The following is a 25,830-nucleotide window of genomic DNA, read 5'->3' as shown; positions in this document are numbered from 1 at the left end:
GTATCGTCAGTTGCGCTTACGAAGCGGACGGAGCCTGAAATGCATGTCGGCACCTCCCGTTATCGTGCTGCGTCCTTCATCAGCTCGCGGCCGATGATGAGCTTTTGAACCTCCGTCGCGCCCTCGTAGATGCGCAGCGCCCGGATCTCGCGGTAGAGCCGCTCCGTGATCTCGCCGGTGCGCACGCCGCGGCCGCCGAAAAGCTGGAGCGCCTGGTCGATCACCCATTGGGCATTTTCCGTCGCGGTCATCTTCGCCATCGCGGCTTCGCGCGTCGTCGGCAGCTTCTGCACGTCGCGCCTCCAGGCGGTGCGGCAGGTGAGAAGGGCTGCGGCGTCGATGGCGGTCGCCATTTCGCCAAGCGTGCTTTGCGCCGTCGGCAGGTCGGCCAGCGTCGCGCCGAACATTTTGCGGCTTTTGGCATGCGCCACGGCTTCATCGAGCGCCCGGCGGGCAAAGCCGGTGGCGGCCGCGGCGACGGAGGGGCGGAAGATATCGAGCGTGCGCATGGCGATCTTGAAGCCTTCGCCGGGGCTGCCGAGACGCTGCTCGGCGGGGATGCGGCAGTTTTCGAAGCGGGTGCGGGCGAGCGGGTGCGGCGCGATTGTCTCGATGCGCTCGGCAATTGTAAAGCCGGGCGTATCGGCGAAGACGACGAAGGCAGAAATGCCGCGCGTGCCGGGCGCTTCGCCGGTGCGGGCGAAGACCGTGTAGACATCGGCGATGCCGCCGTTGGAAATCCAGGTTTTTTCGCCATCGAGCACGAAATCGTCGCCATCGCGCCGGGCGGCGCAGGCCATGGCGGCGACGTCCGATCCGGCATCGGGTTCTGAAAGGGCGAAGGCGGATATCCATTCGCCGCGCGCGACCTTCGGCAGGATGCGTTCCTTCAGTGCGGGCGTGCCGGACAGGCTGATCGCGCCGGTGCCGAGGCCCTGCATGGCGAAGGCGAAGTCGGCGAGGCCATCGGCATAGGCCAGCGTCTCGCGCACGAGGCAGAGCGTGCGGCTGTCGATCTCTTCGCTCGCGCCGCCGAACGCTTTTGGCACGCAATGGCGAAGGAGGCCGGCGGTGCCGAGCGCTGCGACCAGATGGCGGCAGGCGGCGTCGACATTGCTGTGATCGACGCCGTCGAGGCCGCCTTTGGCGACGAAGCTGTCTATGTCTTTTGCAAGCGCGCGGTGGCTCTCGTCAAAGAACGGCCAGTCGAGGTGGTCGCGGGTCGGCCCCTTTGTGGCATTGGGCATGGTCAGTTTCCCTGGAAGACCGGCTTCGCCTTGGCGGCAAAGGCTTCGAAGGCGCGCTGGAAATCGCCGGTCGCCATGCAGATCGCCTGGGCCTGCGCCTCCGCCTCGATCATCTGGTCGATACCCATCGCCCATTCCTGGTCGAGCATCTTCTTCGTCATCGTATGGGCGAACCAGGGACCGTCGGCGACGGTGCGGGCGAATTGCTGGGCTTCGGCCAGCAGCGCGGGACGCTCGTGCAGGGCGTTGTAGAAACCCCAGTTCAGGCCTTCCACCGCGCTCATGACGCGGCCAGTGAAGAGCAGCTCGGCGGCGCGGCCCTGGCCGATGATGCGGGGAAGGATGCCGCAGGCGCCCATGTCCGCGCCGGCAAGCCCGACGCGGGTGAAGAGGAAGGCGGTCTTGGCTTCCGGCGTCGCGACGCGGAAATCGGCGGCCATCGCCAGGATGGCGCCGGCGCCGGCGCAGATGCCGTCGACGGCAGCGATGATCGGTTGCGGGCAGGCGCGCATCTGGCGCACCAGCTCGCCCGTCATGCGGGTGAAGTCGAGAAGGTCCGGCATTTCCATGCGCGTCAGCGGCTCGATGATCTCGAACACGTCCCCGCCGGAGGAAAAGTTGTCCTTCGCGCCGGTCAGCACCACGGCGCGCACATCGCTGGCACGCGTCAGCGAGCGGAAGAGATCGCCGAGCTCTTCGTAGCTTTCGAACGTCAGCGGGTTCTTCTTGTCCGGACGATTGAGCGTGATCGTCGCGACACGGCCGTCGGCATCCGTTTCGAACAGGAAGTGCTTTGCTGCGTGGTTCTTGAAGGGGCGTTTCTTGGCCTGCATGGGGTTCGTCATGTCTGTATCCCTAGAGAACTTCGCCGCCGGCGACCGCGATGGCCTGGCCGGTGATTGCTGTCGCCTTTTCCGAGACGAGCCAGGAAACGGTGTGGGCCACCTCGCCGGGCGTCACGAGCCGGCCCTGCGGATTGGCGCGGGCGAGGCTGGCGCGGGCATCCTCGCGCGTGCGGCCGGTCTTCTGGCTGATCGTGTCGAGCGCGCCGTCGATGAGCGGCGTGTCGGTGAAACCGGGGCAGACGGCGTTGACGGTGACGTCGGTGCGGGCCAGTTCGAGTGCCAGCGCCCGCGTCAGGCCGATGACGCCATGTTTGGAGGCGCAATAGGCGGACACATAGGCATAGCCGGTAAGGCCGGCCGTGCTCGCGATATTGACGATCCTCCCGTTTCCGGCCCGGCGCACGGACGCGAGTGCGGCATGCGTGACCAGGTAGACGCCCGTCAGGTTGATGGTGAGGACCCGCTGCCAGAGGGCGAGGTCGGTCTTTTCGAACGGTGCCGAGGGTGCCTCGCCGGCGCAATTGACGAGGACGGCGATGTCGCCGGCGTCAGCGATGGCGGCTGCAAGGCCGCGCTCGACGGAAGCGGCGTCGCCGACGTCGAACCCGTCATGCACGAAGGCTTCTCCGCCCGTCGCGCGGATCTCGTCCCGCACGGCCTGCAAGGGGGCTGTGCGCCGCCCGGCGAGGCTCACGACATGACCGTCGGCCGCCAAGGCGAGCGCGATCGCCTTTCCGATGCCGCTTCCGGCGCCTGTGACGAGGGCGTGCCGCTTGCTCATGGCTTGCCCGCCGTCGTTGCCGCGCGGGCGAGATTGTTGACATATTGCGCCCGGGCGGAGTGGTATTGTTTCGGCCAGGGCTGGCCGTCATAGCCGATCCGCGCCGCCTCGTGCAGCACAAAGGACGGATCCGCCAGATGCGGGCGGGCGACGGCGCAGAGGTCCGCCCGGCCGGCCGCGATGATGGAATTGGCGTGGTCGGCCTCGGAAATCGCCCCGACCGCGATGGTCGGCACCTGGATTTCGTTGCGGATCTTGTCGGAGAAGGGTGTCTGGAACAGGCGGCCGTAGACCGGTCTCTCCTCCTTCACCACCTGGCCGGAGGAGCAGTCGATCAGGTCGGCACCGGCCGCCTTGAACATTCCGGCGAAAATGGCCGCATCCTCCGGCGTGTTGCCGCCCTCGTGCCAGTCGTGAGTCGACAGGCGCACCGAGATCGGCTTGTCTTCCGGCCAGACCTTGCGGATGGCGTGGAACACTTCGAGCGGGAAGCGGGCGCGGGCCGCATGGTCGCCGCCGTAGTCGTCGGTACGCGTGTTGGTCAGCGGCGACAGGAAGCTCGACAGCAGGTAGCCGTGTGCCGCGTGCAGTTCGATGATGTCGAAGCCGATGTCGCGGGCTCGTTCGGTGGCTCGCACGAAGTCCTGGATGACGCGGTCCATGTCCGCCCGGGTCATTTCGCGCGGCGTTTGCGAATGCGCGAGATAGGGCAGGGCGGAGGCGGAGATCAGCGGCCAGCCTACTTCGGCGAGCGGTTGATCGATGCCTTCCCAGGCGAGTTTCGTGGCACCCTTGCGCCCCGCATGGCCGAGCTGGAGGCCGATCTTGGCCGGCGTCTGGTGGTGGACGAAATCGACGATGCGCTTGAAGGCCTGTGCCTGTTCGTCGTTCCACAGGCCTAGGCAACCGGGCGTGATGCGGGCATCGGCCGAGACGCAGGTCATTTCCGGAAAGACGAGCGCGGCACCGCCCATGGCGCGGGAGCCGAGATGGACCAGGTGGAAATCGCCCGGCAGCCCGTCCGTCGCCGAATACATCGCCATCGGCGAGACCACGATGCGATTGCGAAGCGTCAGGCCGCGGATCTTGAAGGGCGTGAACATCGGCGGCGGGACCGCGCCGTTCGCCATGGGTTCGGCGCCCGCCCGTTCGGCGAACCAGCGCTCGAAGCCCTCCAGCCATTCCTTGTCGCGCAGGCGAAGATTCTCGTGGCTGATGCGCTGGGAGCGGGTCAGCATCGAATACATGAACTGCTCGGGCTCCAGCGTATCGGCATAGCGCGTGCCGACGACCTCGAACCATTCCATGGCGTTGCGCGCCGCATTCTGGATGCGTGCGACGTCGACGCGGCGCACGTCTTCGTAGGCGGCGAGCACGGCGGGGATGTTGGCCTTGTCGTGGCCGAGGATATCGAACTGCCGGGTCAGCTCGATCGCATCGTCAATGGCGAGCTTGGTGCCGGAGCCTATGGCGAAATGGGCGGTGTGGGCGCTGTCGCCCATCAGCACGACATGGCTGTTGCCATTGAAATGGCTCCACTTGTCGCAGATCAGCCGCCCGAAATTCAGCCAGGCGGAGCCGCGCATGTGCCGCGCATTGGTCATCAGGCTGTGGCCGTCGAGGGTTTCCGCAAAGAGCTTTTCGCAGAAGGCGATGGACTGATCCTGGTCCATCTGGTCGAGCCCGTGGGCCTTGAAAACCTCGTCCGTGGTCTCGACGATGAAGGTCGAGGTCGTGTCGTCGAAGCGGTAGATATGCGACTGGAACCAGCCGTGTTCGGTGCGCTGGAAATCGAAGGTGAAGGCGTCGAACAGCTTGTTGGTGCCGAGCCAGATATAGCGGTTCGGCCTGACGACCATGTCGGGCCGGAAGACCTCGGCATATTTGTTGCGGATGCGCGAATTGACGCCGTCCGAGGCGATGATGAGGTCGGCGTCGGCGAATTCCGTGTCGCTTTCCACGTCGCGCTCGAAGAGCAGTTCGACGCCGAGTTCCAGGCAGCGCTCCTGCAGGATGTTGAGCATCTTGCGGCGGCCGATGCCGACGAAACCGTGCCCCGAGGTGCGGATCTTGCGGCCCTTGAACACCAGCTCGATATCGTCCCAATGGTTGAAGGAGACTTCGATGGCCTCGGCCGTCTCCGGATCCCATCGGCGCATCGACTGCATGGTGGCATCGGAAAAGACCACACCCCAGCCAAACGTGTCGAAGGCCCGGTTGCGCTCGACGACGGTAACGTGATGGTCCGGATGCTGGCGCTTCATCAGCAGCGCAAAGTAGAGCCCGGCAGGCCCTCCGCCGATACAGACAATCCGCATGTCGTTCTCCTCCCGAGGTCCGGCCGCGTCGAAGGCAAGGTGGACCCGTTCGGAAGAAATTTCAAGCTTAAAATTGTTTTTGGCGCGAAGACGCAAAATTGGGCACGCGCCGAATAGGTCGCACCGCAAGGAATGTCAGAAAAGGAAGGTGCGCCTCAGGCGCCCTTGGCTAGCGAGGCGACGATGGAGCGTTTGAGATTGGCAAGTGTGTCCATCAGCACGACGCTGTCTTTCGGCGCGAGGCCGGCGAAGAGGTCGGAGATCCAGTCGGCGTGATGGGCCGCCATCTTCTCGAATTCGGCGCGGCCGAAGGGGGTGAGTGCGATGATCTGCACGCGCCGATCCGTCGCGAGCGTCGTGCGGCTGATGTGGCCGCTCTCGGTGAGCCGCTCCACCAGCACCGTGATATTGCCGGGCGAAACCATCATGCGCTTGGAGACTTCGCCGAGCACCATGCCGTCCGGCGCGCGTTCGAGCTGCGCCATCAGGTCGAAGCGCGGCAGCGTGGAATCGAATTCTTCCCGCAGTCGTCGCCGGACCTCGCTCTCCACCAGGGTCGAGCAGGTCAGGAGGCGCAGCCAGAGCCGGAGCTCGGCGCGGTGATCGTGCGGCGCCTCAAGGACCTTGGTCTCGCCATCCAGCCATTCCGGCGAGATGTCGAACTTGTCTTCACCCGTCATTGTCAACACCCGCTTTCATGTCGCCTAGCCTTTTAGAGATGTTTCGGGCTCTTGGACAGGCCGCGCGTCATTTGGAAGACGCTTGCAGGGGCGCCGACAGCACGGTGCCGGTGCCGTCCTTGGATTGGTCGTAGACATGGACCGTAATGCCGATGTGGTCGGCCATCAGCGCCTTGGCGCGCTCCACGTTCCGGTCGAGCGCCGCCTCCATCAGTTCGGTATGGTGCCCGATGGACATGGCGTCGTGCAGCGCCGCGACCGCTTCCTGATAACCCTCGCTCATGCCTTCGGCGGCGCGCAAGGTGGGCGCGAGGCCGAGGAAACGATGGTGGCGGCGAAGCTGGTCGGAAATCGTCGCCTGGAAACGGGACAGCCAGGTCGAGCGGGCCGCGCTGATCAGCGCCGCATGGAAGGCCGTGTGCTTCTCGTCCCACTCGTCGATCTCGCTTTCGGTGGCGTTCTCGACGGCGATCTTGCAGCGGGACAGCCGGTAGTGCGCCGTGACGACGGCGGATTCCCAGTCGCTGCCGCCATTCTCGATCGATTCGAGGAGAAGCGGGACTTCGACGACCAGACGCGCGCGGGTGAGATCCTCCAGTGCCTCGCGCGACACCGGGGCAACGGCAAAACCGCGATTGCTGATGGCGGTGACGAGACCCTCGGCCTCAAGCCGTGACAGCGCTTCGCGCAGCGGCGTCCAGCCGAGTTCATAGCGGTCACGCAGCGCGCTCAGCTTCATCGGCGCACCCGGCAGGAGCCGCGTCGTGAGGATGTCGCGCCGCAGCAGCCGGTAGGCCGATTCCGTTTTGGTCGATTGCTCAAGGTCTTGCATCAAGTTCCCTTAGCGTCTCCCTGTGATGCAGACAAATATATATAGTTCTGAGCGTTACGCAAAACTATATATATTTGTTTGACAAGAAAGCATGTCGCCGCCATGATCCGCCCAAGCCGCTGAGGAACGGCGGCCGCTTATCGTATCTGGGAGGATCTTATGGGCAGGCTTACAAAGACGTGGTTTTCGGGATTGGTCGTCGCCGGTGCGCTCGCATTGGGCGCCGCCACGGCATCCGCCGAGCCGATCCGCATCGGCATCGCCAATTTCGGCGAACATCCGCAGCTCTCCGCATCGATCGCCGGCTTTAAGAAGGCGATGGCGGAGAACGGTTTCGTCGAGGGCACCGACGTCGTCTACACCGAGAGCCACACCAATTTCGACGCATCGCTGGTGCCGCAGATGATCGCCAAGCTGCAGGCGGAGCAGCCGAAGCTGATCTATACGATCACCACCCCCGTCTCGCAGATCGCCAAGAAGGCGTTGGCTGGCTCGGGCATTCCGGTCGTCTTTTCCGCCGTCACCGATCCGGTGGCCGCCAAGCTGGTTCCTTCCTGGGAGGCCGGCGACGAGGGCATGACCGGAGCGACGGACCTTCAGGACGTCGCCGCCGTGATGGAGTTCACTCACAAGCTGCTGCCGAATGCCAAGCGCTTCGGCGTGCCGTACAACCCCGGCGAGGCGAACGATACGGCGCTGCTCGACAAGATCAAGGAAGCGGCACCCGCCGCCGGCTTCGAGGTCGTGGATGTCGGCGTGGATAACGTCAACGACATCCAGCAGCGTATCGCCTCCTTCGCGGGCAAGGCGGACGTGATCTACACGCCGGCCTCCAACCTGCTCCAGCCGGCAATCGCCGCCGTCTCGGCCGCCGCGCGCCAGGCGCAGATCCCGATCGTCAATTCCGACGACGGTGCCGTGCGCAACGGCGTCGTTCCGGCAAGCTTTGCCGTGAACTACGAGCAGGTCGGCCTTGCCGCCGGCAGGATCGCCGCGGAAATCCTCAAGGGCAAGGACCCGAAGTCCATCGCGCCGTGGCGCCCGGCCTATGAGGACCACCAGCCGCTGATCTCGAAGAAGACGCTCGCCGCCTTCGGCCTGGAAGTGCCGGCATCGCTCGCCGATTGCGGCTGCCTGATCGACTGATCGCGGCTCGGTTCCAACAGGTGGCGGCGCTCGTCGCGCCGTCGCCCCATAATAAAAAGGGGGAGCCAATGCTGGAAATCAGGTCGGCCCGCAAGATGTTCTACAGGGGGCAGGCGGATGAGAAGATCGCGCTGAACGATCTCAGCCTGCGCCTCGAAACAGGAGACTTCGGCGTCGTCATCGGCTCGAACGGCGCCGGCAAGAGCAGCATGCTCAACGCCATTTCCGGGGCGCTTGTCCTCGATAGCGGCAAGGTCCTCATCAACGGCGACGACGTGACCGCCATGCCCGTGCACAAGCGCGCCATGCGCCTTGCCCGCGTGTTCCAGGACCCGATGAAGGGCACTGCCGCCTCGATGACCGTGGCGGAGAACATGCTGCTGGCGGAACTGAGGGCCGCCAGGCGGACGCTGCGCCGCGGCCTGAATCCGACGCGGCTTGCGGCCTACAAGGAGCGGCTTTCGCTGCTGGGGCTCGGCCTCGAAAACCGCCTCGATACCCGGGTGGAGCTGCTTTCCGGCGGGCAGCGGCAATCGCTGTCGCTGATCATGGCGGTCGGCGGTTCGCCGGAACTGCTGCTGCTCGACGAACACACGGCGGCGCTCGATCCGCGCACCGCCGACATCGTCATGCAGGCGACGATCCGCGCCGTCGAAGCCTTGAAGCTGACGACCCTGATGGTGACGCACAACATGCAGCACGCCGTGGATTTCGGAAACCGGGTCATCATGCTCGATGCCGGCCGCGTGCGCCTCGAAATCGCCGGCAGGGAAAAGGCGGCCATCACGGTGCCGGACCTGATCGGCCATTTCTCCGTCAAAACCGACCGCATGTTTCTGGCGAGCTGACGACCATGGATCTGCTTCAAAACACCGCTTCGAGCTTCATCGCGCTCGTTCCCGTCACGCTCGCGCAGAGCCTGATCCTCGCCTTCGTCGTGCTGGGGATCATGATCCCCTTCCGCATGCTGAGCTTTCCGGACCTGACCAGCGAAGGCGCGTTCCCGCTCGGCGGCTGCGTCTGCGGCGTGCTGATGGCCGCCGGCATGTCGCCGCTCGCGGCAATCCTCATCGCTCTCCTCGCCGGCTTCGTCGCCGGCTGCTGCACGGCCTTCATCCACCTGCGCTTCCGCATCCATACCCTGCTCGCCGGCATCCTGATGATGACGATGCTCTATTCGATCAACCTGCGCATCATGGGCCGCTCGAACCTTTCGGTCTTCGGCTCGGAGACCGTCTTCGACTGGGTGCCGTTCCTGCAACCGGGCTTTCCGGCAAGCAAGATCGTCATGGCCGGCGCCTTCGGTCTGCTCGTTTTCGCGCTGCTGCTGCATTACTTCCGCACCGAAAAAGGCACGGCCGTGCGCGCCGTCGGGGCCAATCCCGACATGGCGGAGGCGCAGGGCATCAATGTGTGGCTCGCGACGATCGGCGGCGTCGGGCTTGCCGGGGCATTTTCGGCGGCCGGCGGCGCGCTGATGGTGCAGTCGCAGGGTTTTGCCGACGTCAATATGGGCCTCGGCATCCTGATCAACGGGCTTGCGGCCCTGATGATCGGCGAGGCGATCGTCGGCAAGAGCAGCGTGCCGCGCCAGCTCGCCGCCCCCTTCGTCGGCGCAATCGTCTATTACCAGCTCGTCTCCTTCTGCCTTGCCGCCGGCATGCCGCCGCCGGACCTGAAGCTGGCGACGGGCCTGTTCGTGCTCGCCATGCTCGCCCTGCCGAGCCTCAAGCGCAGCCGCGGGCCGGCGGCCGCCCGCGAAACCATTCGAGAATAATCCAAGGACGACCTTATGACTGCACTTCCCGATTTCGCTGCAATCGAGGCCATGGATGCGGCCGATGGAATGCGCTCCCTGCGCGAGCGCTTCATCCTGCCGCAGGGCCTGGTCTATCTCGACGGCAATTCCCTTGGTGTCGCCTCGCACGCCGCCTTCGCCGAACTTCAGAAGGCGGCAACCGAGGAATGGGGGCAGGACCTCATCCGCAGCTGGAACACGGCAGGCTGGTTCGACATGCCGCTCTCACTCGGCGACCGCGTCGGGCGGCTGATCGGGGCCGCCGCCGGCCAGACGGTCGTCTGCGACACGACGTCGATCAACATCTACAAGACTCTTCACGCGGCGATGGCGCTCCGCTCCGACCGGTCGGTCATCGTCAGCGAGGGCGGCAGCTTCCCGACCGATATCTACATGGCCGAGGGCGTGATCTCGACGCGTGCCGGAGCATCGCTTCGCCTTGAAGGCGTCGATGCGCCTGACATCGAGGAGCTGATTGACGGCAATGTCGCCGTGGTTCTTGTCAACCACGTCAACTACAAGTCGGGCGAACTGCGCGACATGGCGGCGCTTACAAGGAAAGCCCACGAGAACGGCGCGCTCGTTATCTGGGACCTCTGCCACACGGCAGGCGCCCTGCCGGTCGATCTCGACGGCGCGAATGTCGATTTCGCCGTCGGCTGCACCTACAAATACCTGAACGGTGGCCCCGGCGCGCCGGCCTTCATCTATGCCGCCGAACGCCACCACGGCGCCATCAGCCAGCCGCTCAGCGGCTGGTGGGGTCATGCACGGCCCTTCGCCTTCGAAAAGCACTATGCGGCCGGCGAAGGCATCCGCCGGTTCCTGTGCGGCACGCAGCCGATCCTGTCGCTGCGCGCGTTGAAGGGCGCGCTCGACATCTGGGACGAGGTCGACATGGCGGCGCTGCGCGAAAAGAGCCTCGGCCTCACCGATCTCTTCATCGCGCTCGTCGAGGCGAAATGCGGGGCTTACGGTCTGGAGCTGGAAAGCCCGCGCGACCGGGCAAAACGCGGCAGCCAGGTCTCGTTCCGCCATCCGAACGCCTATGCGGTCATGCAGGCGCTGATTGACCGCGGCGTCATCGGCGATTTCCGCGCGCCTTCCACCATGCGGTTCGGCTTCACGCCGCTTTACGTCAGCTACGCGGACGTATGGCATGCGGTGGTGATCCTGGAGGACATCCTGCGCACAGGTTCATGGCAGGACGCACGCTTCGCCGTGCGCGCCGCCGTCACCTGATCCGGGGCCGCCATGACAGCACCACGCCGTCCGACGCTTGATGAGATTGCCGCGGCGCGGGCGCGCATCGCACCGCATCTTGCACGCACGCCGCTGGTGAAACTCGATCTCGGGCTGGCGGACCGGCAAATCTTCCTGAAGCTGGAGACGCTGTCACCGATCGGCGCCTTCAAGCTTCGCCCGGCGCTGAACGCCGTATTGTCCCGCGATCCCGCGGCGCTCAGGGAAGGCGTCGCGGTCACCAGTTCCGGCAACATGGCCTATGGCATGGCTTTCGCCGCGCGTCTCATCGGCGTGCCGATGGTCGCCTACATGTATCGCGGCGCGCCACAGACCAAGATCGACGGCGTGCGGAACCTCGGCGGCGCGGTGCGCTTCGTCAGCGCCGAGACCTGGTGGGACTACATCATCGGCGCCGGCCGGCCGGATGCGCCGGAACTGCTGATCAACCCGGTGACCGACCAGGCGGTGCTCAACGGCAATGGTTCCATCGGCATGGAAATCGTTGAGGACTTGCCCGATGTCGACGTGGTGCTGACACCCTATGGCGGCGGCAGCATGACCACCGGCGTCGCCAGCGCTCTCAAGGCCGTTTCGCCGCGGGTGCGCGTCTTCGCGGTCGAGGACGACAGTGCGGCGCCGGTCACCGCGGCCCTTGCAGCCGGGAAAATCGTGACGATCGAAACCCGGCCGTCCTTCATCAAGAGCATCGGCGGCCCCTCGCTGGTGCCGCAGCTCTGGCCCGTCGCGCGCGACCTGCTCGACGGCGCCATCGCCGTCAGCCCCGCCGAGGTGACGGAGGCGATGCGGCTGTTGTTCAGCAAGGCGAAGGTCGTCGCCGAGGGTGCGGGTGCCGCCTCGCTTGCCGCCGCGATCGCGCGGCCCGACCTGACGGGCAATATCGTCTGCGTGATCTCCGGCGGCAATATCGACGCGGCGGCCTATTCCATGGTGCTTGGGGGCGGCATTCCGGCCGCTTGAGGATCAGACGCCGAGATAGCGGTCCTGAAGCTCCGGTGTCAGGGCCGTCGGGGCGCCTTCGAAAACCGTCGTGCCTTTCTCCAGCACGAAGCATCGGTCGGCCACGGGCAGCAGTTCCGACAGCGTCTTGTCGACGACGAGGATCGACTGGCCGGCGGCCTTCAGCTTGCGGATCGCCGACCAGATGTCCTGGCGGATGACCGGGGCCAGACCTTCGGTCGCCTCGTCGAGGATGAGGAGGCGCGGATTGGTCATCAGCGCGCGGCCGATGGCGAGCATCTGCTGTTCGCCGCCGGAAAGCGTCTTGGCATATTGGTCGCGTCGCTCGCCGAGGCGAGGGAAGAGATCGACCACCTTGTCGAAGGTCCACTCGCTGCCGCGGGCCGTGGCGATCAGGTTTTCCATCACCGTCAGGTTGGGAAAGCAGCGCCGTCCCTCCGGCACGAGGCCGAGGCCGAGCCTAGCGATGCGGTAGGGTCGCATGCCGAAGATCGCCTTGCCGGAAAAGCGGATCGCGCCGGAGCGCGGGCGGACGAGGCCGATGATCGAATTGATCGTCGTCGTCTTGCCCATGCCGTTGCGCCCCATCAGCGCGACCACTTCGCCTTCGCGAATATCGAGATCGACGCCGAAGAGCGCCTGCGAGGCGCCGTAGAAGGTTTCGAGGCCTTTCAGGTCGAGGAGGGTCACGCGGCTTCTCCCAGATAGGCGCGGCGCACTTCGGGGTCGCTGCGGATTTCATCGACCGTGCCCGTCGCGATGATGCGGCCGTAGACGAGCACCGATATGCGGTCCGCCAGCGCAAAGACCGCGTCCATGTCGTGCTCCACCAGCAGCATCGGCGCCTCGTGGCGCAAGCCGTCGAGGAACGAGGTCAACTGCTTGGAGCCTTCCGGCCCCATGCCGGCCATGGGCTCGTCGAAGAGGAAGGCTTTTGGCGCAAGCGCGAGCGCGATGGCGATTTCGAGCTGCCGGCGCTCGCCGTGGGAAAGTTCCGCCGCCGGCACATGGGCGCGGGCGGCAAGGCCGACACGCTCCAGCATGGCCATTGCGGGGTCGATCAGGCTGCGGTCGCTCGCGACCTGCCGGAAGAACCGGAAGCTGCTGCCCTGCCTGGACTGCACCGCCAGCATGACGTTGCGAAGCGCGGAGAATTCCTGCGCGAGCGACGAAATCTGGAAGCTGCGCGCAAGGCCCAGCCGCGCGCGCGCCGCCATGTCGAGCCCGCCGATGTCCTGGCCGAGAAAGCGGATCGTGCCGCTGTCGGCCGCAAGCGAACCGGCGATCTGGTGGATGAGCGTGCTTTTGCCGGCTCCGTTCGGGCCGATCAGGGCGTGGATCTGGCCGGGGTAAAGGTCGAGGCTCACCCCGTCCGTGGCCTTCAGCGCATTGAAGGATTTGCGCAGATCGCGGATTTCGAGAATGGGCTCAGGCATGACGCGGCTTTCCCGAGAGTAGGCCAAGCAGCCCGCCGCGCGCAAAGAGCACGATGCCGAGCAGGATGAGGCCGAGGAAGAACTGCCAGCGCTCGGTGATGCCGCCGAGCACATATTCGAGGCAGACGAAGATCATCGCGCCGGCGACGGGGCCGAACAGCCGCCCCTTGCCACCGAGGATGATCAGCACGATCAGCTCGCCCGACATGTGCCAGGAAAACATCGATGGGCCGACGAACCGGTTGAGATCGGCATAGAGCGCGCCGGCAAAACCGGTGATCATCGCGGAGAGCACGAAGGCGACGAGCCGGATGTTGAAGGGCGCAATGCCGACCGCGGCAAGCCGCGTGCCGTTCTGCCGCGCCGCCTGCAGGGCGCTGCCGAAGCGCGAGCCTTCGACGAGGCGGAACAGCAGAAGCGTCGCCATCAGGACGGCAAAGCAGACCAGGAAATAGGGCAGGGGCTGCGTGGTGTTGATGCCGGGGAAGGCGTTGCGCACATAGATCGACAGGCCGTCCTCGCCGCCATAGGCCGGCCAGGAGATGGCGAAATAATAGATCATCTGCGCGAAGGCGAGCGTGATCATGATGAAGTAGATGCCGGTGGTGCGCAGGCTGATGATGCCGATCGGCAGCGCGACGAGCCCGGCGATCACCACGGCCGTCAGCCAGATGATGGGCATCGACGTCGTGCCGGGGATGCCGGCCACCAGCGGCTCTGCATTGAAGGCATGCGTCGCCAGGATGCCGGCGACATAGCCGCCGAGCCCGAAGAATGCGGCATGGCCGAACGAAATCAGCCCGCCGAGCCCGAGCGCCAGGTTGAGGCCGGTGGCGGCAAGCGCAAGGACGACGACGCGGGTCGCGAGCGTGACGTAGAAGGGTTCTCCGAGCGCTGCGGCCGCAAGCGGCATGGCGAGCAGGAGGAGGGCGAGCAACAGGTTGATCGTGGTTTCGCGGGTCATCTTGTCCTCACGACTGCGCCGCGAACAGGCCGCTCGGCCTGAAGGCGAGGATGAGGGCCATGACGACGTAGATCAGCATCGAGGCCAGTGCCGCGCCGATCGTCGTCGCCTGCGACGCCGGCATCGTCAGCGCGAGAAGCGAGGGCAGCAGGAAGCGGCCCATCGTGTCGACGACGCCGACGATCACTGCGCCGACAAGCGCGCCCTTGATGGAGCCGATGCCACCGATCACGATGACCACGAAGGCGAGGATGAGCACGGGTTCGCCCATGCCGACCTGGACCGACTGGAGGGCGCCGACCAGCGCGCCGGCAAAACCCGCCAGTGCGGCGCCGAGCGCGAAGACCACCGTATAGAGCGTGCTGATATCGACGCCGAGTGCCGCGATCATCTCGCGGTCGGATTCGCCGGCGCGAATGCGCATGCCGAGCCGAGTCTTGGAGATGAGGAGATGGAGACCTGCCGCAACGGCGATGCCGACGGCGATGATCGCCAGGCGGTAGAGCTGGTACTGGCCGCCGCCCGGCAGCGGCACTGCGCCCTGAAGCTGCGGGGGAATGTCGAGATAGAGCGGGAAAGAGCCGAAGACCCAGCGCGCGCCTTCCGACAGGATCAGGATCAGCGCGAAGGTGGCAAGCACCTGGTCGAGATGGTCGCGGTCGTAGAGCCGGCGGATGACGGCGACCTCGATGAGGGCACCGACGCCGGCGGCGGCGGCGAGGCTGGCGATCAGGCCGAGCCAGAAGGAGCCGGTGGCCGCGGCGACCGTCGCGCAGGCAAAGGCGCCGATCATGTAGAGCGAGCCATGCGCCAGGTTGATCAGGCCCATGACGCCGAAGATCAGCGTCAGGCCGGCGGCCATCAGAAACAGCATCACGCCGAGCTGAAGCCCATTGAGCAATTGTTCGATCAGGAGTGCGGTGAACACGGCGTCGGTCCAAGCTTCAGGTCGGGATCGCGTGGGCATCGTCCGGGCGCCGGCATGAAGGCCGGACGCCGGACGACAGGACGTGCAAGGGTATTACAGGCCGCACTGTTCGGCGTAGGCATCCTTGTGGTTTTCGAAGGCGGTCGCGACGATCTTGTTGGTCAGCACGTCGCCATCCTTCACAACCTCGCGCACATAGATGTTCTGGATCGGGTGCTGGTTGGTGTTGAAGGAAAACGCGCCGCGCACGGACTTGAAGTCCGCGGCCTTCAGCGCCGCCTTGAAGGCGTCCTTGTCCTTGGCGCTCGCCTTGGAAAGCGCCGACAGGATCAGGTTTGCCGTATCCCAGCTCTGTGCGGCGTAGATCGACGGCAGGCGGTTATATTCGGCCTTGAAGCTTTCGACGAAGGCCTTGCTGGCCTCGTTGTCGAGGTCCGGCGACCAGCTGGCGGAATTCTTCACGCCGAGTGCTGCGTCACCGACGGCCGGCAGCACATCCTGGTCGAAGGAGAAGCTCGGCCCCATGACCGGAATGCCGACGCCGGACTGGGCATATTGCTTCATGAAGGCGATGCCCATGCCGCCGGGCAGGAAGAAGTAGACGGAATCGGCGCCCGAAGCGCGGATCTGCGCGATCTCCGCCGCATAATCCGTTTGCCCGACCTGGGTATAGACCTCGCCGGCAAGGTCGCCCTTGTAGAAGCGCTTGAAGCCGGTCAGCGCATCCTTGCCGGCGGGATAGTTCGGCGCGAGGATGAACGCGTTCTTGTAGTCCTGGTTGGCGTACTGGCCCATTGCCTCGTGGAAATTGTCGTTCTGATAGGCGACGTTGAAGTAGTTCGCATTGCAGTTCGCACCGGCCAGCGCCGAGGGACCGGCATTGGGCGAAAGATAGATCACATCCTGCGCCACCGCATTCGGCACCACGGCCATGGCGAGGTTCGACCAGATGATCCCCGTCATGAGGTCGACCTTGTCGCCCTGGATCATCTTTTCCGCGATCTGCACCGCAAGTTCCGGCTTCTGGGCATCGTCCTCGATCACCAGTTCGATGTCCTTGTTGCCCGACTGTTTGATCGCGAGCGTGAAGGCGTCGCGCATGTCGATGCCGAGGCCGGCACCGCCGCCCGAAAGCGTGGTGATGACGCCGATCTTCACCGGCTCGGCATGGGCGAGGCCGGATGTCGCGAGCGAGAGGCCGAAGAGGCTTGCTGCCAGAATGCGGTTCATGCTGTTCTCCTCATTATGGTTCGATTTTTATCGTGTTCTATCAAAGATCCGTACGCACATGCCATAGTTCGGGGAAGAGCTCCACCTCGAGCATCTTCTTGAGATAGGAGGCGCCGGACGTTCCGCCCGTGCCGCGCTTGAAGCCGATGATGCGTTCGACGGTGGTGACGTGGTTGAAGCGCCAGCGCCGGAAATAATCCTCGAAGTCGACCAGCTTTTCCGCAAGCTCGTAGAGCATCCAGTAGCGCTCCGGATTGCGGTAGACGGTCTGCCACGCCGCAAAGACCTTGTCGTTCTCGCTGCGCGTCTCGCGCCAGTCGTCGCGCTCGGCCTCGTCGCCGACATCGAAGCCGTTGCGTGCCAGAAGCCGGATCGCCTCGTCATAGAGCGACGGGGCGGCGAGGATCGCCTCCAGCTTCTCCATGATATCGGGGCGATGGGCGTGCGGGCGCAGCATGGCGAGGTTGCGGTTGCCGGCCGAAAACTCGATTGCCCGATATTGCCAGGACTGGAAGCCGGAGGACTGCCCGAGCGAATCCCGGAATTCGGTATATTCGCTGGGTGTCATCGTGCGCAGCACGTCCCAGGCATTGTTCAGCTGCTCGAAAATGCGCGCGACCCGCGACAGCATCTTGAAGGCCGGTTCCAGCCGGTCCTCGCGGATGGAGCGGATCGCCGAGCTGATCTCGTGCAAGGCGAGCTTCATCCAGAGCTCGGAGGTCTGGTGCTGGATGATGAACAGCATCTCGTCATGCGCCTGCGAAAGCGGCGCCTGCGCGGTGAGAACCTTCTCCAGCTTGAGATAGTCGCTGTAGGACATGCGCCCCTCGAACGACATTTGTGCGCCTTCCTTCGAAGGGTCGTATGGGTCGCTCATGTCAGTGCTCCGCCCGCAAACGGAACCGTTGGATCTTGCCCGTCGCGGTCTTCGGCAGGGCCTCGACGAACTTCACCGAACGGGGATATTTGAACGGTGCGATCGTCGCTTTCACATGATCCTGCAGGCGCTTGATCGTCGCCTCGTCCGCGAGCACGCCGGCGGTCAATACGACATAGGCTTCGACGATCTGGCCGCGCTCGGTGTCCGGCGCGCCCACCACCGCGCATTCCGCCACCTCGGGGTGCGCGATCAGCGCCGCCTCGACCTCGGGACCGGCGATGTTGTAGCCGGCGGTCACGATCATGTCGTCGGATCGGGCCGCGAAATGGAAGAAGCCGTCCTCGTCCTGGAAGAAGGCGTCGCCGGTGATGTTCCAGCCGTCGCGGACATAGTCTCGCTGGCGGGCATCGGCCATGTAGCGGCAGCCGGTCGGCCCGCGCACCGCGAGCTTGCCGACCGTGCCGCGCGGCACTTCGCGCATCGCGTCGTCGACGATCCTCGCCTCATAGCCGCCGACCGGCTTTCCGGTCGAGGCGGCCTTGCGATCCTCGAAGCGGTTGGAAATGAAGATGTGCAGCATTTCGGTGGCGCCGATGCCGTCGAGGATCGGCTTGCCGGTTTTTTCGGTCCATTCCTCGAAGATCGGGCCGGGCAGCGTTTCGCCCGCCGAGATCGCGACGCGCAGCGACGACAGGTCCGCGCCGGCATCCATCGCCTTCAGCATGGCCCGGTAGGCCGTGGGCGCCGTGAACGAGATCGTCGCCTTGTAGGTCTCGATGATCTCCACCATCATCGCGGGCGTTGCCTGTTCGAGCAGCGTCGCCGCCGCGCCGAAGCGCAGCGGGAAGATCGCAAGACCGCCCAGGCCGAAGGTGAAGGCGAGCGGCGGCGAACCGACGAAGACGTCTTCCGGCGTCACGCCGAGAACCTCCCGGGCGTAGCCGTCGGCGATCGCCATCAGGTCACGGTGGAAGTGCATGGTCGCCTTCGGCACGCCGGTCGTGCCGGAGGTGAAGCCGAGAAGCGCCACGTCGTCGCGGCCGGTCGGCACGGCGTCGAAGCGCACCGGCTTGTCGAGGGCGACCCGGTCGAGTTCGGCATCATGGTTCGCGGTCCCGTCGAAACCGACGACCTGTTTCAGGTGGCGGCTGTCCTTGGCGCAGGCGATCATCTCATCCATCAAGCGCGTGTCGCACAGCGCCAGGCTGATCTCGGCCTTGTCGACGATCTTGGTGAGTTCGCCGGCGCGCAGCATCGGCATCGTGTTGACGACGACGGCGCCGGCCTTGGTGGCGGCGAGCCAACAGGCGACCATGGCCGGGTTGTTGGCCGAGCGGATGAGCACCCGGTTGCCCGGCTTCACGCCATAGTTCTCGACGAGGGCATGCGCCAGCCGGTTGGTCCAGTCGGACAGTTCCTTGTAGGTCCGGCGGCGCCCGTTGCCGATCAGCGCGGTGCGGTCGCCGACACCCTTTGCGACCATCGCATCCGTCAGTTCGACGGCGGCATTGAGGCGGTCGGGATAGTCGAAACCGTCGAGCAGGAAATCCGGCCATTCCTGCTGCGGCGGCAGGTTGTCGCGTGTGAACGTGTCGACATGTGCGGTCGGTCCAAGCATGTGGCGGCCATCCCCCTGTTCGTGTCGTGCCTGTTGTTCAGGCTGCATCGGCTAGATTTTTTGCGGTCGTGTTGGCGCGGGCAGCAAGGCGCAGCTTCGCCGAGCCGAGGGGCCATGTCGTCGCGCAGGAAATGTCATCGATTGTGATGGGCACAGCGAAGACCTCCACTTCTGCGCTGAACATGGTGCAGCATCGCATCTGTCAAAAATTATTTCAAGCCTAAAGTTTTTTCGACGGATGGCATTGCCTTTGGCCGCCGTCCGGGTGATTTCTAGTGCCGTCGGCCATCAAGGGAGGGGTGCAACGATGCTGGAATACCGCATTTCGGACTGGGACAACGCCTATGCCAACGGCGTGAACATCCCGCGCGGCGATCGATGGCCGGAGGCCTGGGTCACGCCCGCCGAGACATTCCGAAGCGCGCTGCTGTCGGCCGGCCGCGCAAAACTCGACCTTGCCTATGGCGAGCGGCCTCGAAACCGCATGGACCTCTTTCTCCCGGAAGGTCCCGCCAAGGGCCTGGTGGTCTTCTTACACGGCGGTTTCTGGCTGCAGCTCGACAAGAGCTTCTGGTCGCATCTGGCCGCAGGCGCCGTCGCCAACGGTTATGCCGTCGCCATGCCGTCCTACACGCTCTGCCCGGAGGTCCGCATTGCGGAAATCGTCAGGGAGGTCGCGGCGGCCATCACCGAAGCGGCGGGACTGGTCGAGGGACCGCTGATCCTGACCGGGCATTCGGCCGGCGGCCATCTCGCCAGCCGGATGATCACCACGACGGCGCCGCTTGTGCCACAGGTCCAGCAACGCATCCGCAACGTCGTCTCGATTTCAGGCCTGCACGACCTGCGCCCCCTCCTATCGACCGCGATGAACGAAAGGCTCGCCATCGACGAAGCGGAGGCGCTTGCGGAAAGCCCGGCGCTGCTGCGGCCCATGCACAATGCCCGAATCACCTGCTGGGTGGGTGGAAGCGAGCGCCCGGAATTCCTGCGCCAGAACGCCTTGCTCGCCAATATCTGGACGGGGCTGGGCGCCACAACAGCGACGATCATCGAGCCGGACAGGCATCACTTCACCATCAACGACGGCCTTGCCGACCCCGGACATGCCCTGACGCGAACCCTGCTGTCGGTGTGAGCACCGGCTAGGCCGTGACCGTGCCGGGCAGTTCGAGGCTGCGAAAATGCTCCCGCGCCTGGTCGTAGAACACGGCGGGCGCAAAATGCAGGTCGGCGCCCGTTCGCACCATCAGGCCGAAACGGTTGGTGGGCAGGCCGGGGTCTTCCAAGGGGCGGAAGATCAGCGATCCGTTGCTGATCTCGGTATGGGCGCCGATCGGCGTCATGATGGAGACGTGGCGCCCGAGCTGCGCCAGCTCGACCAGCATGCGGATCGAGGCCACCTCCAGCAGCGGCGGACGCACCGACGCGGAGGTATCCAGGATCGGCTGGATGGCACGGCGGATCGACAGCTCGCTCGTGCCGATCGCGACGGGATGGGCGAAACAATCGGCGAGCGTCAGGCGCGGGATGCGCGTCAGAGGATGCCCGGGCTGCATGAGCACGCCGACGCGCACATCGCGCCGGACCGCCATCTCGATCTCGCGGGACGGAGCGGTGAGGAAGCCGAAACCGACATCGACGCTTTCGTCGGCAAGGCGTGCGACGACCTCGGCGGAGGAGGTGACCTCGACATTGAGATGCAGGGTCGGGTAGCGCAGCGAGAAATCGGCAAGCAGCGACGGCAGGAAGGAAAGGCCGACGCTCTCCACCGTCGCGATCCGCACCGAGCCGGTCTTCAGCCCGCGCAGCATGTCGAGCTCCGAGACCGCCGCCTCCAGCGGCGAGGCGACGCGCCGGACATGCCGGTAGAGAATCTCGCCTGCCGCCGTCAGCTTCAGCCGCCGGCCCTCCCGCGTAAACAGCGCCATGCCGAGCGCGTCTTCAAGCTGGGCGATCTGCCGCGAGACGGCGGAGGAAGCGATGTTGAGGCGGCGCGCGCATTCGCGGATCGACAGCAGCTCGGCGACGGTCTGGAAGTAGATCATTGCCGGCTGGTGAAACATGCGGGCGAGCAGGGCGGCGGAGAGCGCCCTTTCGCGCGGCGGTGCCGGGCGATTGATTTTCGGGGTTTCCATCCGTTCTGCCGCTCCGTTGATGCCTTTCCGGCAACAATCCGCTCTTGAATCGGAAATAGCAAGATCAATCCGGATGCGCGACATTGGCTTGGCGCGGCAGGCGAACCGGAGGCGATCGACTTGGACATCAACACGATTACGGCGCACAGGAGGCCACGCGATCGCGCCGGGCTCTGGCCGTTCCAGGAGGGTGATGCCTGGCTTGGCGGCGGCACCTGGCTGTTTTCCGAGCCGCAGCCGAAGCTCACCCGGCTCGTTGATCTGTCGCTGCTCGACTGGCAGCCCCTGACGGTCGACGATGCGGGGCTCTCGATTGCTGCGACCTGCAAGGTGGCGACGCTCGACGCCTTCGAGCCGCCGGTCGCCTGGCCCGCAGCGCGGCTGATCGGCCCGTGCTGCCGTGCCTTCCTCGCCTCGTTCAAGATCTGGAACATGGCGACGGTGGGCGGCAATCTCTGCATGTCGCTGCCGGCCGGCCCGATGATCTCGCTGACGGCGGCGCTCGAAGGTGTCTGCACGATCTGGTCGCCGGACGATTCGGAACGGCAGGTGTCGGTCGTCGATTTCGTGAAGGGACCGCTCAGCAACGATCTCGGCCCGGGCGAGATTCTTCGCAGCATCCACCTGCCCGCGGAGGCGCTGTCGCGTCGGACAGCCTTCCGCCGCGCCAGCCTCACCCCGCTCGGCCGCTCCGGCGTGCTGTTGATCGGCACGCTCGCCGCCGATGGCGCCTTCGTTCTCACCGTGACGGCCTCGACGCGGCGGCCGGTGCGGCTCGCCTTTGCCGCCCGTCCGAGTGCTGCGGATCTGGCGCACCGGCTGGAGAAGGCTATCCCGGATGCGCTCTATTACGACGACATCCACGGCCTGCCCGATTGGCGCAGACACATGACGCAGCTTTTCGCGGAGGAGATCCGGTTGGAACTCGGGGGTCGGCCATGACCTATCTCGTCAACGGCAAGACCCACGAGGCGACGCCCCGCCCCGGCCAATGCCTGCGCACCTTCGTGCGCGAACTCGGCTGTCTCGGCGTGAAAAAGGGCTGCGACGCCGGCGATTGCGGCGCCTGCACGGTGCATCTCGACGGCCGTCCGGTGCATAGCTGCCTCGTTCCCGCCTTTCGCGCCGAAGGCCTGGAGGTCACGACCATCGAAGGGCTTGGCACGCCGGGGCATCTGCATCCGGTGCAGCAGTCCTTCCTCGATGCGCAGGGTTTCCAGTGCGGCTTCTGCACGGCGGGCGCGATCATGACGGCGGCGGCACTCGACCAGGCGCAGCGCCGCAACCTTCCTGCAGCCCTCAAGGGCAACCTTTGCCGTTGCACCGGCTACCGCGCCATCGCGGACGCAATCGAGGGCGTGAAACATGTCGAGCGCCCGGAGGCGGGTGCCGCGTGCGGCCGCAACCTGCCCGCACCCGCCGGGCCGGGCGTCGTGACCGGCCGCGTGCGCTACACAATGGACGTCGCGCCGGAGGGCGATCTCGCCGGCCTCACGCATATGAAGATCCTGCGCTCGCCGCACCCCTCCGCGCGCATCCTGTCGATCGATACGCGCGCCGCGCTCGCGCTGCCGGGCGTCGTCGCGGTGCTGACCCATGAGGATGCGCCGAAACGCTATTTCTCGACCGCCCGCCACGAAATGTACACCGACGATCCCGACGATACGCTGGTGCTGGACCCGATCCTTCGCCATATCGGCCAGCGCGTGGCGGCGGTCATCGCCGAGAGCGAGGCAGTGGCTGAGGCCGGCTGCAAGCTGATCGAAGTCGAATACGAGCTGTTGCCGGCCGTCTTCGACCCGGAGGAGGCGATGCGGCCCGGCGCGCCCGTCGTTCACGACAAGCCGCTCTCCTCGCGTATCGCCGATCCGCAGCGCAACATCGTCGCGGAGTTGCATGGCCATCTCGGCGATGTCGAGAAGGGGTTTGCCGAGGCGGACGCCATTCACGAGGGCACCTATCACATCCAGCGCGTCCAGCACGCCCATCTCGAAACCCACGGCGCCATCGGCTGGCTGGATGGCGACGGGCGGCTCAACATGCGCACCAGCACGCAGGTGCCCTTCCTGACGCGCGATGCCCTGTGCATGCTCTACGACCTGCCGCAGGAGAAGGTGCGCGTCTTTGCGGAGCGCGTCGGTGGTGGTTTCGGCGGCAAGCAGGAGATGATCACGGAGGATATCGTCGCGCTCGCCGTCTTCAGGACCGGCCGGCCCGTGAAGCTGGAATATACCCGGACGGAGCAGTTTTCCGCCTCCACCAGCCGTCATCCGATGCGCATCACGGTGAAGGTCGGCGCCACGCGCGAGGGCCGCCTGACGGCGATTTCCATGCGCCTGCTGTCCAACACCGGGGCCTATGGCAATCACGGGCCGGGCGTCATGTATCACGGCTCGGGCGAGTGCATCGCGCTCTATCGCTGCGCCAACAAGAAGGTTGATTCCGTCGCCGTTTATACCAACGAAATGCCGAGCGGCGCCTTTCGAGGCTACGGCCTCAGCCAGAGCAACTTTGCCGTCGAATCCGCGATGGACGAGGTCGCCCGCCAGATCGGCATGGACCCGATCGAATTCCGCCGGCGGAATGTCGTGGTGCCGGGCGACCCCATGACCTCGGCGGACGATGGGCCGCACGACGTGGAATACGGCAGCTACGGCCTCGACCAATGCCTGGACATGGTGGAGGCGGGGCTTGCGCGCGGACCCGCTCCCGACCTTTCCGACGATTGGCTGGTCGGGCGCGGTGTCGCGGCCGGCATGATCGATACGATCCCGCCGCGCGGCCACCGCGCCGAAAGCCGGGTGACCCTGCTGCCGGACGGCGCCTTCGAGCTGAAGACCGGCACGGCCGAGTTCGGCAACGGCACGACGACCGTGCACGGCCAGATCGTCGCCTCGCTGCTCGGCACGACGCTCGCCCATGTGCGCATCAAGCAGTCGGATACCGACCATATATCGCACGATACGGGCGCCTTCGGCAGCACCGGCACGGTCGTGGCCGGCTCGGCGACACGGGAGGCGGCGGAGGACCTTGCCGGCGTCATCCTCGATTTCGCCGCCACCTTCGCCAAGGTTTGGCGCTCGGATTGCGTGCTGGGCGAAGGCGTGGTGGTGGCGGGCGGCAGGCGCATTGCGCTCTCGGATCTTGCGGCGGCGGCGGCCGAAGCAGGTGTAAAACTGTCCGGGAAGGGCCGCAGCGGCGGCACGCCGCGCTCGGTTGCCTTCAATGTCCAGGGTTTCGAGGTCGCCATCCATCGCCGCTACGGCGAAATCCGCATCCTGCGTTCCGTCCATGCGGCGGATGCGGGCACGGTGATGAACCCGATGCAGTGCCGCGGCCAGGTGGAAGGCGGCGTCGCCCAGGCGATCGGCGCCGCACTCTACGAGGACTTGAAGATCGACGGCGAGGGCAGGGTGAGCAACCCGACGTTCCGCGGCTACCACATCCCCGCCTTCGCCGACATTCCGCGCACGGAGGTCTATTTCGCCGACACCTACGACCGCATCGGCCCGCTTGGCGCCAAGTCGATGAGCGAAAGCCCCTACAACCCCGTCGCGGCCGCCCTCGGCAATGCCATTCGCGACGCGATCGGCGTGCGCCTCTATGCGACGCCCTTCAAGGCGGACCATCTCTACAAGCTGGTGCCCAATGCCGTGTCGCCGCCAGTCAGGACGCCGGCGGATGTGTGCGAGCCTGCCTGAAACAGACGAAAGAGGAGTACGCCATGAAAATGCCGGCCGGATCGTGGGACCAGTTCGACGACTATGTCGTGGATTTCGCCATCGACCGCAGGCGCCGCGGCGAACGCATCGCGATCGTCACGCTCGTGCAGATCGAGGGCTCCTCGCCGCGCCCGCTCGGCGCCCAGATGGCGGTTTCGGAGAGCGGGCACTGGACGGGGTATCTTTCGGGCGGCTGCATCGAGCGCGCCGTCGTCACGGAAGCCATCGCCGCGATCCACGAGGGCGAGAGCCGGCGGGTGCGCTACGGCCGCGGATCGAAATATTTCGACATCCAGCTTCCCTGCGGCAGCGCGATCGAACTCGTCTTCGACGTGTCCATCGCGGACGACGACCTGGTGGCGATCGACGCCCGCCTGCACCGCCGCCTGCCGGCCATCATGCATGTGCCGTCCCTGGCGGAAGACGATAGCGAGACCCTGACGCGGATCTATGCGCCGCGCACGCGCCTCATCATCGCGGGCATCGGGCCTTCGGCGGTGCAGCTTGCGCGGCTCAGCCTGCTCACCGGCTTCGAGGTGGTGCTCTATTCGCCGGACCGCGAGACGCGGGAGGAGGTGTTGAAGACCTCCGGCGTCGAGGTGGTGCCGATCCCCGGCCCGGCGAACCTGCCGACCATCCACGCCGACCGCCACACGGCGATCGCGGTGATGTTCCACGATCACGAATGGGAAACCAACCTCCTGCCGCCGATCCTGGAGACGGACGCCTTCTATGTCGGCGCGATGGGCAGCCGGAAGACCCACCAACGCCGCCTCGACATTCTCGGGCGTTTTGGCGTGGAGCCGGAAAAACTCGGCCGCATCCGCGGCCCGGCAGGCCTGTTCGAAAGCGGCAAGAGCGCCTCCTCCATCGCGCTTTCGATCCTGGCGGAAATTATGCAGGCGAATGTCGACGCGAGCGTCGGCACGGGACTTCTGGCGGACAGCCGCCAGTCCGCGACCTTGCCGGTCTGGGAGCCGCCCGGTCAATCTTTGCCGGTCGGCTGCCTGTCGCGAAACGGCGCCAGCGTTGTTTGAGGTCAGC

The 25,830-nt window shown here is 65.8% G+C and carries 24 protein-coding genes; 9 read left to right on the top strand and 15 right to left on the bottom strand.

What is annotated here, in order from left to right; translation table 11 throughout:
- Positions 1-59: 59 nt before the first annotated feature.
- From AC1RWL_RS23020 to AC1RWL_RS22995, 6 genes are all read right to left on the bottom strand, one after another.
- Positions 60-1,247 carry an acyl-CoA dehydrogenase family protein gene (locus AC1RWL_RS23020; RefSeq protein WP_493095985.1) on the bottom strand — a complete coding sequence of 396 codons (1,188 nt, stop codon included), beginning with the start codon at positions 1,245-1,247 and terminating at the stop codon, positions 60-62.
- 2 nt (positions 1,248-1,249) lie between these two features.
- Positions 1,250-2,092, bottom strand: coding sequence for an enoyl-CoA hydratase family protein (locus tag AC1RWL_RS23015; RefSeq protein WP_493095986.1), 843 nt, complete (start codon positions 2,090-2,092; stop codon positions 1,250-1,252).
- A 10-nt stretch (positions 2,093-2,102) separates the two neighbouring features.
- Positions 2,103-2,873 (bottom strand): SDR family NAD(P)-dependent oxidoreductase, encoded by a 771-nt coding sequence (locus tag AC1RWL_RS23010; RefSeq protein ID WP_493095987.1) that lies wholly within the window; start codon positions 2,871-2,873, stop codon positions 2,103-2,105.
- Positions 2,870-5,191 (bottom strand): bifunctional salicylyl-CoA 5-hydroxylase/oxidoreductase, encoded by a 2,322-nt coding sequence (locus AC1RWL_RS23005; protein WP_493095988.1) that lies wholly within the window; start codon positions 5,189-5,191, stop codon positions 2,870-2,872. Before AC1RWL_RS23005 ends, AC1RWL_RS23010 begins: the two co-directional genes overlap by 4 nt.
- 155 nt (positions 5,192-5,346) lie before the next feature.
- Positions 5,347-5,871, bottom strand: a complete 525-nt coding sequence (locus tag AC1RWL_RS23000; RefSeq protein WP_493095989.1) for a MarR family winged helix-turn-helix transcriptional regulator — start codon at positions 5,869-5,871, stop codon at positions 5,347-5,349.
- A 67-nt stretch (positions 5,872-5,938) separates the two neighbouring features.
- Positions 5,939-6,703 (bottom strand): GntR family transcriptional regulator, encoded by a 765-nt coding sequence (locus tag AC1RWL_RS22995; protein ID WP_493095990.1) that lies wholly within the window; start codon positions 6,701-6,703, stop codon positions 5,939-5,941.
- Between the two features lie 159 nt (positions 6,704-6,862).
- Between AC1RWL_RS22995 and AC1RWL_RS22990 the strand changes: the two genes are divergently transcribed.
- The 5 genes from AC1RWL_RS22990 (at position 6,863) to AC1RWL_RS22970 (ending at position 11,870) form a co-directional block, all read left to right on the top strand.
- Positions 6,863-7,849, top strand: coding sequence for an ABC transporter substrate-binding protein (locus tag AC1RWL_RS22990; RefSeq protein ID WP_493095991.1), 987 nt, complete (start codon positions 6,863-6,865; stop codon positions 7,847-7,849).
- A 68-nt stretch (positions 7,850-7,917) separates the two neighbouring features.
- Positions 7,918-8,697 carry an ABC transporter ATP-binding protein gene (locus tag AC1RWL_RS22985; protein ID WP_439617750.1) on the top strand — a complete coding sequence of 260 codons (780 nt, stop codon included), beginning with the start codon at positions 7,918-7,920 and terminating at the stop codon, positions 8,695-8,697.
- A gap of 5 nt (positions 8,698-8,702) precedes the next feature.
- Positions 8,703-9,626, top strand: coding sequence for an ABC transporter permease (locus AC1RWL_RS22980; protein WP_493095992.1), 924 nt, complete (start codon positions 8,703-8,705; stop codon positions 9,624-9,626).
- A 15-nt stretch (positions 9,627-9,641) separates the two neighbouring features.
- Positions 9,642-10,889, top strand: coding sequence for a kynureninase (gene kynU / locus AC1RWL_RS22975; RefSeq protein WP_493095993.1), 1,248 nt, complete (start codon positions 9,642-9,644; stop codon positions 10,887-10,889).
- A 12-nt stretch (positions 10,890-10,901) separates the two neighbouring features.
- Positions 10,902-11,870, top strand: coding sequence for a pyridoxal-phosphate dependent enzyme (locus AC1RWL_RS22970; protein WP_493095994.1), 969 nt, complete (start codon positions 10,902-10,904; stop codon positions 11,868-11,870).
- Between the two features lie 3 nt (positions 11,871-11,873).
- On the opposite strand, the gene AC1RWL_RS22965 is transcribed toward AC1RWL_RS22970, so the two are convergent.
- The 8 genes from AC1RWL_RS22965 to AC1RWL_RS22930 form a co-directional block, all read right to left on the bottom strand.
- Positions 11,874-12,560, bottom strand: coding sequence for an ABC transporter ATP-binding protein (locus AC1RWL_RS22965; protein ID WP_493095995.1), 687 nt, complete (start codon positions 12,558-12,560; stop codon positions 11,874-11,876).
- Positions 12,557-13,306 carry an ABC transporter ATP-binding protein gene (locus AC1RWL_RS22960; protein WP_493095996.1) on the bottom strand — a complete coding sequence of 250 codons (750 nt, stop codon included), beginning with the start codon at positions 13,304-13,306 and terminating at the stop codon, positions 12,557-12,559. Before AC1RWL_RS22960 ends, AC1RWL_RS22965 begins: the two co-directional genes overlap by 4 nt.
- On the bottom strand, positions 13,299-14,270 hold the full coding sequence (locus AC1RWL_RS22955) for a branched-chain amino acid ABC transporter permease (protein WP_493095997.1): 972 nt from the start codon (positions 14,268-14,270) through the stop codon (positions 13,299-13,301). The genes AC1RWL_RS22960 and AC1RWL_RS22955 overlap by 8 nt, the downstream gene beginning before the upstream one ends.
- A 7-nt stretch (positions 14,271-14,277) precedes the next feature.
- Positions 14,278-15,198: a branched-chain amino acid ABC transporter permease gene (locus AC1RWL_RS22950; RefSeq protein ID WP_493095998.1), complete on the bottom strand. Its 921-nt coding sequence runs from the start codon at positions 15,196-15,198 to the stop codon at positions 14,278-14,280.
- 93 nt (positions 15,199-15,291) lie between these two features.
- Entirely contained in the window at positions 15,292-16,428 is a 1,137-nt protein-coding gene (locus AC1RWL_RS22945; protein ID WP_493095999.1) for an ABC transporter substrate-binding protein, read from the bottom strand.
- 40 nt (positions 16,429-16,468) lie between these two features.
- Positions 16,469-17,305: a tryptophan 2,3-dioxygenase gene (gene kynA / locus AC1RWL_RS22940; RefSeq protein ID WP_493096000.1), complete on the bottom strand. Its 837-nt coding sequence runs from the start codon at positions 17,303-17,305 to the stop codon at positions 16,469-16,471.
- Between the two features lies 1 nt (position 17,306).
- Positions 17,307-18,926 carry a benzoate-CoA ligase family protein gene (locus AC1RWL_RS22935; RefSeq protein WP_493096001.1) on the bottom strand — a complete coding sequence of 540 codons (1,620 nt, stop codon included), beginning with the start codon at positions 18,924-18,926 and terminating at the stop codon, positions 17,307-17,309.
- 37 nt (positions 18,927-18,963) lie between these two features.
- Positions 18,964-19,110: a hypothetical protein gene (locus tag AC1RWL_RS22930; RefSeq protein WP_493158486.1), complete on the bottom strand. Its 147-nt coding sequence runs from the start codon at positions 19,108-19,110 to the stop codon at positions 18,964-18,966.
- A 123-nt stretch (positions 19,111-19,233) separates the two neighbouring features.
- On the opposite strand from AC1RWL_RS22930, the gene AC1RWL_RS22925 reads away from it, so the two are divergent.
- Complete coding sequence (locus AC1RWL_RS22925; RefSeq protein ID WP_493096002.1) at positions 19,234-20,064, top strand: hormone-sensitive lipase; 831 nt, start codon at positions 19,234-19,236, stop codon at positions 20,062-20,064.
- Between the two features lie 7 nt (positions 20,065-20,071).
- On the opposite strand, the gene AC1RWL_RS22920 is transcribed toward AC1RWL_RS22925, so the two are convergent.
- Positions 20,072-21,064: a LysR family transcriptional regulator gene (locus AC1RWL_RS22920; protein WP_493096003.1), complete on the bottom strand. Its 993-nt coding sequence runs from the start codon at positions 21,062-21,064 to the stop codon at positions 20,072-20,074.
- Between the two features lie 120 nt (positions 21,065-21,184).
- On the opposite strand from AC1RWL_RS22920, the gene AC1RWL_RS22915 reads away from it, so the two are divergent.
- Genes AC1RWL_RS22915 through AC1RWL_RS22905 form a run of 3 tightly spaced genes read left to right on the top strand, consistent with a single transcriptional unit; the run spans position 21,185 to position 25,823 of the window.
- Positions 21,185-22,006 (top strand): FAD binding domain-containing protein, encoded by an 822-nt coding sequence (locus AC1RWL_RS22915; protein ID WP_493096004.1) that lies wholly within the window; start codon positions 21,185-21,187, stop codon positions 22,004-22,006.
- A complete protein-coding gene (locus AC1RWL_RS22910) occupies positions 22,003-24,765 on the top strand; it encodes a molybdopterin-dependent oxidoreductase (protein WP_493096005.1) in 2,763 nt (920 codons plus the stop codon). The genes AC1RWL_RS22915 and AC1RWL_RS22910 overlap by 4 nt, the downstream gene beginning before the upstream one ends.
- 23 nt (positions 24,766-24,788) lie before the next feature.
- The gene (locus tag AC1RWL_RS22905) at positions 24,789-25,823 is read left to right on the top strand and encodes an XdhC family protein (protein WP_493096006.1); all 1,035 of its coding nucleotides are present in this window, start codon (positions 24,789-24,791) and stop codon (positions 25,821-25,823) included.
- Positions 25,824-25,830: the final 7 nt, after the last annotated feature.

This window comes from Shinella sp. GW821-FHT10F02, assembly GCF_058809275.1.
The sequence above is the reverse complement of the archived record's forward strand: the minus strand, read 5'-3'. Positions and strand labels throughout refer to the sequence as shown.